This is a genomic window from Thermogutta sp., assembly GCF_014359955.1.
GTDB lineage: Bacteria > Planctomycetota > Planctomycetia > Pirellulales > Thermoguttaceae > Thermogutta.
Genome location: NZ_JACIYL010000175.1, coordinates 1 through 6,965 on the forward strand (window position 1 = coordinate 1; position 6,965 = coordinate 6,965).

6 protein-coding genes are annotated in these 6,965 nt (G+C 59.7%); 2 read left to right on the forward strand and 4 right to left on the reverse strand.

The genetic code is table 11. The features are described 5' to 3' along the window. Positions 1–607: hypothetical protein (locus H5U08_RS07410; RefSeq protein ID WP_297031745.1), on the forward strand; the 607-nt coding region annotated here is incomplete at its 5' end. Positions 608–646: 39 nt separating this feature from the next. On the opposite strand, the gene H5U08_RS07415 is transcribed toward H5U08_RS07410, so the two are convergent. Beyond that, positions 647–1,654: a ferrochelatase gene (locus H5U08_RS07415; RefSeq protein ID WP_297031746.1), complete on the reverse strand. Its 1,008-nt coding sequence runs from the start codon at positions 1,652–1,654 to the stop codon at positions 647–649. A 423-nt stretch (positions 1,655–2,077) separates the two neighbouring features. Between H5U08_RS07415 and H5U08_RS07420 the strand changes: the two genes are divergently transcribed. Beyond that, positions 2,078–4,006, forward strand: coding sequence for a sulfatase (locus H5U08_RS07420; RefSeq protein ID WP_297031747.1), 1,929 nt, complete (start codon positions 2,078–2,080; stop codon positions 4,004–4,006). Between the two features lie 39 nt (positions 4,007–4,045). Here the strand turns inward: H5U08_RS07420 and H5U08_RS07425 are convergent, their stop codons facing one another. The 3 genes from H5U08_RS07425 to H5U08_RS07435 all read right to left on the reverse strand — a co-directional run. Then, the gene (locus H5U08_RS07425; protein ID WP_297031749.1) at positions 4,046–4,813 is read right to left on the reverse strand and encodes an exosortase-associated EpsI family protein; all 768 of its coding nucleotides are present in this window, start codon (positions 4,811–4,813) and stop codon (positions 4,046–4,048) included. A gap of 58 nt (positions 4,814–4,871) precedes the next feature. Continuing rightward, positions 4,872–6,359, reverse strand: a complete 1,488-nt coding sequence (locus H5U08_RS07430) for a sulfatase (RefSeq protein ID WP_297031751.1) — start codon at positions 6,357–6,359, stop codon at positions 4,872–4,874. Between the two features lie 131 nt (positions 6,360–6,490). Further along, the coding region (locus tag H5U08_RS07435) for a hypothetical protein (protein WP_297031753.1) at positions 6,491–6,965 on the reverse strand (475 nt) is incomplete at its 5' end.

Here is a 6,965-nt window from a genome sequence, read left to right on the forward strand (position 1 = left end):
AAAAATCATCACCGTGGATAGCCCGAGCGTCGTTCGGCAGGCCCTCTCCGTTTCGCCCACAACCCCCGAGTGTTTCCTCGTCCATGAGATCGGCGACGGCCACTGGTACGGCTATCTTTGGGGGCGCCCCGTGGCCGATTATTTCCGGCTCATCGGCAACCGGCGAAGAATCGCTTCCTGTCTTCACGCGGATACGCTTCGAGAACTGACAGAAATCCTTCTCGGTCCACCGCTGGGTGTAGCCCGGGATGACCTCGATCGGGTGGGACTTTTCGCCTTCATCCACGTGGATTTCAGCGCATCCCGGGGCTATCGCACCCGGCGCCGCGTGGCCAGCATCGAATGTCGCGCCCCGTTTGTCCCCAGGAATTTCCGCTTCGTCTGGGACCCGGTGGCGGATGACTTCACGGTGGCTTTGCCCGATGACGGCAAAAACGCCCACGCGGCCACTGGCGACGATCTTGCCGACTGGTTTGCCAGCCCCGTTTTTGAACTTTTCCGCCAATTCATTTCCGGGCTTATGGAGAAGAATGCACGCTATCTTGCCGATGTGCGAAAAGAGGTGCTGGCGTTCTACCGCGAACACCCTGAACTCATCCGGCGATAATTTCCATCCAACTGTGGTCCCCGCGGCACTTTTGACCGTTCAGCCTGGGGGGCAGCAGTCCACGGGGCACACATCCGCACAGGCGGGCAGTTGCCCGATAGCCCGCCTTTCCGGCCGTCCGTTCAGGCGCTCTTCAATCATCTCGCAGAGACCGGCCACAAAAGTGGGATGGGTTCCCACCGTTCCAGCACGGAAAAAACCGATTCCCAATTCTCTGGCGAGGCCGGCCGCCTCCACATCGAGGTCGTACAGCACCTCGACATGATCGGAAAGAAATCCGATGGGGGCCACCAGGACGGCACCAGCTCGCTCCGTTTCAGCGATCGAACGAAGCACATCGAGGATATCGGGCTCCAGCCAGGGAACGTGCGGCGGTCCACTCCGACTCTGATATGCAAGCTGCCAAGTGGTGAAGCCGGCGGCCTCGGCCACCAGACGGCTCGCTTCCTCAAATTGCATGACGTAAGGAGCCCCGGCAGCCATCGCCATCGGGATACTGTGGGCGGTGAAGACAAGGTGGATTGACGCAAATCCCGCCTTTTTTGCCGCTTCATGGGCCTCCCGAACGCGATCCGTCATCGCCGCCACAAATCCAGGATGATTGAACGGTAACCGCAGGCGATCAATTTCCAGCGTGGCAGCGCCACAGGCTTCCCGGGCCCTCGTCAGATCCTCCAGGTATCGCCGGCAACTGGAGTACGAACCAAATACCGAGGTCACCACCGCCAGGGCCCGCCGCACGCCGTTTTTTACCATCTCGTCGATCGCTTCCTCCAAAAACGGATGCCAGTTCCGGTTGCCCCAGTAAACGGGCAGCCGATAACCGCGCCGACTGAGTTCGTCCTGCAGCGCCTTTTTGAGCGCCCGACAATGGTCGTTGATCGGACTGCGGCCGCCCAGGTGATAGTAGTGCTCGGCGACTTCTTTCAGACGAGCCTCGGGAATATTTCTTCCCCGGGCAACGTTTTTTAAAAACGGCATCACGTCTTCGGCACACTCCGGCCCGCCAAAAGATACCAGTAAAAGGGCATCGTAAGAGGGTGACATGGGCTCCCTTCTGTTAATGGATGAAAGTGCGCAAAATTTTTTGACAACGCGCTCCGGACTGAGTCATCCCCGGTTTTCCTCAGCAGCGAGTAACGCCCCCCGATCTCGCCGCGACCTTCGGCCGGAGGGAAATTCAGCTCGGGGGACCTGCCTGTCAGGTCCACATTCCGACGTTGAGTAATCCAATTCACGGACCGATCTTGGTCTGCTCAGTCCAATTCCCGTTTCACCGTTGGGGCCATTCATGAGTTGCCCCTACCACGCATCGAACGTTTGGCTTCTCATAGGCTCATACAAAACGTGGGGATCGGTCACGCCTTCTGGCAACGAACGTCTGTTTAAAGTATTTTACCGGAAGAGATGCGTCTGACCTGCCGCCGAGCGGGAATTGAGATCAAAATCCATTTTTGGGGAGGCACCCTCGTGATTCGCAGCTTGATTGTCTGTCTGACCCTGGTCAGTTTCGGCAACTTACTGGCGGCAAGGGCCGAAAGCACTGCCCCACCGGCCGGTTCGCGACGCCCTAATGTGGTCTTCATTCTGGCCGATGATCTGGGCTGGCGCGATCTTGGGGTCTATGGGAGCACCTACCACGAAACGCCGAACATCGACCGTCTGGCCGCGCGGGGGCTGCGTTTCACCCAGGCCTACGCCGCCAATCCGCTCTGTTCGCCGACTCGCGCCAGCATCCTCACCGGCCTTTATCCCGCGCGAATCGGGATCACCGCGCCGGTGTGCCATCTGCCGCAGGAAATTCTTGAGAAAGGCCTCACCGCGCCACAACCCCATGTCCGCATCCAGGTGGCCAACAGCCTCACGCGTTTGAAACCGGAGTACATCACTCTGGCAGAGGTGCTCCGCGGCGCAGGTTACGTCACGGCGCATTTCGGCAAATGGCATCTCGGCCACAGTGGGCCCTATGAGCCTAAAGATCAGGGTTTTGATTTCGATTTTCCGCATACGCCGCAGGTTCCCGGTCCGGGCGGGGGTTATCTCGCCCCGTGGAAATTCATCAAAGACCCCGCGATCCAGGGCGCACCGGGAGAGCACATCGAAGATCGCATGTCGGCAGAAGCCGCCCGGTTCATCCGCAACAACAAAGACCGCCCGTTCTATCTCAACTACTGGTGTTTCTCCGTTCACAGTCCGTGGAGTGCCAAGCCGGAACTTGTGGAATACTTCCGGCAGAAAGCCAATCCCGACTCTCCCCAGCGCAATCCGGTGTATGCGGCGATGGTGAAGAGTCTCGACGATGCCGTGGGACGGATTGTAGCAGCTATCGACGAATGCGGACTGGCCGACAAAACGATCATCATCTTTTTCTCCGATAACGGTGGCTTTGCCTATCCTCCGCAACGGGAAGGGAATCGTCCTGTGGACACCCAACCACCGGGATACGCTCATATCCCGGCGACCAGCAACCTGCCGCTGCGAAGCGGCAAAGCCTCCATCTATGAAGGCGGGACCCGCGTGCCGTTTATCGTGGTCTGGCCCGGCCACACCCAACCCGGCACCGTCACCGAGAGTCTCTTCAGCAGTGTCGATTTCTTCCCCACCATCCTGGAAATGTGCGGGATCGATCGCTCCCGTTACCATGTGGACGGAATTTCTCAGGTTGCGGCCTTCGAGGGCAAAGGCTCCCCGCGCAAGGAAGTCTTTTGCCACTTTCCCCACGGCAGTGAAAATCAGGCCCGAAATATCCCCGGCTTTCTGCCGTCCGCCTATTTGAGAGAGGGGGATTGGAAGCTTATTCGGTTTTTTGCCGCCAACCCCGACGGAACCGATCGATTTGAGCTGTACAACCTCGCTGAGGATATCGGGGAAAATCACAATCTGGCTGACAAGTATCCGGAACGCGTTGCCGCCCTCCGCATCAAACTCGAAAAGTACCTGGCGGACACCGAAGCGGTTATTCCGCGGCAGAACCCCGATTACCGAGGCGAGGCCGCCAAGGACCCGCTCCTCGGCTGGAAGGCCCGCAATTGCCAGGCCGAAATCCGGGAGGGAAAGCTCCGTTTGACGGCCACGGCCGCTTCGCCGTTTCTCGGGTACGCGGTGGGACAGCAGCGCGGCCCGTTGCAGGTCGCCTTTCGCCTTTACGTTCTGCGAACCGCCGCCAACTCTCAAGGAAAACTTTCCGGCAAGGTGGAGTGGCTCCCGCCCTCGGGAGAACGGCCGGCTCCCGTACCGTTCGAGATGACCTCCACGGGGCCGCAAACCGTGCTCGTGGAAGTTCCGTGGACAAAACCCATCGGTATTGTGCGCATCTACCTGCCGGAGGGGTGTCGGGAAGCCGAGGTGGAGTGGATCGAAATCACCGGGCCAGGTCAGAAAAAGCGCTTCGACTTCTGATCTGTCTGCAAAAAGGATACCACGGCAGAAGCTCGCCGATCAGTGTGAATTGCCCCTGGCGGCATCGTGCGCGAGCATCCCGCCGGAGAACGCTTCCTGCAATCGTGCGTCGAGGACGGGCAAAAGAACCGCCGCGAATCGGAGAGCTGGACTTTGATGGGGTAATTGCCCCAGAGGCGACTCGGCCACCACGTAAAGTTTGACGAGCGGACGACGTCCGCCGTACATCCATCGCGGAAAACGAGGTGCCCGCCAACCGCGGCCATCATTCCAGCTCCAGAACACCCGCAGTCTCGTCACCCCGGTGGGCTCGCTTTTGGTAAAAACTGCGGTCATGAATTCCGCCTGGCGGGTCGGTCCCCCCGACTCCTGCGCGGAATAGCTGACGGTGAACGGTTGCGGAGACGTTTCCATCACGAATCCGGCCCCGGGATAGCAGGCGTCCGGAGTGTGGACCGCAATATCACGGGACCACCCGGCAAGAAGATAGACCGTTACCGAATCCCCCTGCGTTTGATCGCGATAGGTCGTGTTGAACAGTGCCCGGGCTCCGCTGATTTGGACCACCCGCGGGTCTGGCGGAACCACTTCGCTGGCCTTCCACACGTCGATGGAAAGGGGAACCTGTTCCACAGCCTGGGCCAGGGGATTGAGAGCCAGCTCGGCATCGCTGGACTGCCATCGAAAACTCCAATAGCCCTCGACAATGGCCCCTGCCACCACGACGAAGGCGGCAATCCAGAAAGGGCCCAAACTGCGCAACAAGGCGAGAATCGTATCTCTTCGCGTTCTTCCTCGGTCGGTCATCGCCATCTTTTTCGTTGGTCCCAGATCGGCGGCTACCACCCCACGCGGCAAATTCCCATCACCGGCGGCGGGCGACCCGCCCGTCGGGTTTTTTGGGATCGTAATTCGGATTCGCCGTGGGATAACGCGCCCCCACATCGACGAGCCAGTCTTCCAGGAGCTTCTTCAATTCGGCAACTTTTGCCGGGTATTGACTGGCCAGATTGTGCTTCTCACCGATATCCTCTTCCACGTTATACAGTTCCCAGGAATCATCGTCTTCGTACCAGTGAATGAGCTTCCACGGACCTTTTCGTACCGCCGCACTGGGGGCTCCCCCCTGGTTGCCGTAATGGGGATAGTGCCAGAACAGCGGTCGGTCCGCGGGGAATGTCCGATTGCGGAAAAGAGGCACCAGACTCAGACCGTCCACCTTGTACTTGGCGGGATCTTCCCCGGAAAGCTCAACAATTGTCGGGAAAATATCCACACTGCAGATGGGCGTCGTGCAGGTCGTCCCCGGCGAAACGACCCCCGGCCACCGCACAATGAAAGGAACCCGAATGCCCCCTTCGTAGATCCATCCTTTGCCTGCCCGCAAGGGAAGATTGGATGTTGGCCAGCCCTCGCTGGTGGAAAGCCCCCCGTTATCGCTGGTGAACATAACCACCGTCTTTTCCGCGAGCCCAAGTTCGTCGAGCTTGCGAAGGACCTTTCCCACGGCCTGGTCCATGGCTTCCACCATTGCGGCATAAACCGGATGTTCCTGCACCAGCCGTACTTCGCGAGGCCCTTCCTGCCCGAACTTTTCCACCAGCCCAAGTCGCTTTCTTTTCTCTTCATATTTCTGGCGAAGATCTTCCCGCGCCATCAATGGCGTGTGTACCGAGTAAAAACACAGGACAGCCAGAAATGGCCCCTCTTTGTGCTGCTCAATGAACTTCGCCGTTTCGGTGGCCAGGCGATCGGGCAAATGCTCTCCCGGCGGACCATCGGGGAGTCGCGGATTGCCATACGGGGAAAAGTACTTGTTTCCGCCATATGGCCCGCCCTGCCCCGTGCCACCCATGTTGATATCGAAACCCTGATTTTCCGGCCAGTAACCTTCCGGTCCAAGATGCCACTTGCCAGCAAAGAATGTCGCGTATCCTCTCTGTTTGAGGACTTCCGCAAATGTTACCTCTTCCAGGGCCAGTGCCGTTCGGTACGGAGCGGGCAAAAGCCGCGTGTTCCGTTTCCAGGCCTCCGGCTGGGCAGCCCCGATGTAGTCTGTGATCCCCACCCGCTGCGGCCATTTGCCGGTCATAATCGCCGCCCGGGTCGGGGAACATACCTGGCACGCGGCATAGGCATCGAGAAAACGCATCCCTTCCGCCGCCAGACGATCCACGTGCGGCGTCTCGTAGAACTGGCTACCGTAACAGCCCAGATCCGCCCAACCCAGATCGTCCACCACGAAGAGCACGACATTCCAGCGACCATCCTCGCCGGTGTCAGCCAGGGAACCATTCCCCCAGCACGCAAGGGCCAGCATCGATCCCAACAGGATGCACCAATTCCGCACCATGAGGCACCTCCTCGCAGCTATGACAGCGGCCAGGGCTTTTTCCCAAGCGAGACCATGCACCCGCCGACCGTTTCAATCCATTTTCCCCAACGCCTGCCCCGTTGGAACACTGCCGCACCAGAGCATCCCGTTCACCCACGCGCCCCCTCGACTGCCTGGGATTCCACGTCGATCGTGTAGGAACGGTAGTAACTGCGATACCTGCTGGGGGCCGTCCCGTGGAGAACAATTCCCAAAAGGGGAAGATCGACGCTGCGCAGCCGCTGCACGGCCTCGAACACCCGCGGGAGTCGGCTCCTGTCCTGAATGACCGAGAGGACGACACTGTCCGCCACATGGGCGAGAATGAGGGCGTCTGCGGTGGTCAAAATCGGGCTGGAATCCACCAGCACCAGGTCGCACTGATCGCGAAGCGACCGCAGGAACTGGTCGAGCTTCCCCTGCGACACCGCTTCCAGGACCTCGCCGTCACAGTGTCCAGCCGTCACCAGGTGCAGGTTCTCAATTTCCGTGGTCTGGACAACCTCCTCCGGCCGAGCCAGATTTTTCGCCAGTTCACTCAAGCCGGGCGAGAGCGGACGGCAGAACAACCGATGCAGGCGTGGG

Coding starts and splice junctions, on each gene's coding strand:
- H5U08_RS07415 (WP_297031746.1), bottom strand. CDS start 1,654: ATGTCACCCTCTTACGATGCCCTTTTACTGGTATCTTTTGGCGGGCCG.
- H5U08_RS07425 (WP_297031749.1), bottom strand. CDS start 4,813: ATGACCGACCGAGGAAGAACGCGAAGAGATACGATTCTCGCCTTGTTG.
- H5U08_RS07430 (WP_297031751.1), bottom strand. CDS start 6,359: ATGGTGCGGAATTGGTGCATCCTGTTGGGATCGATGCTGGCCCTTGCG.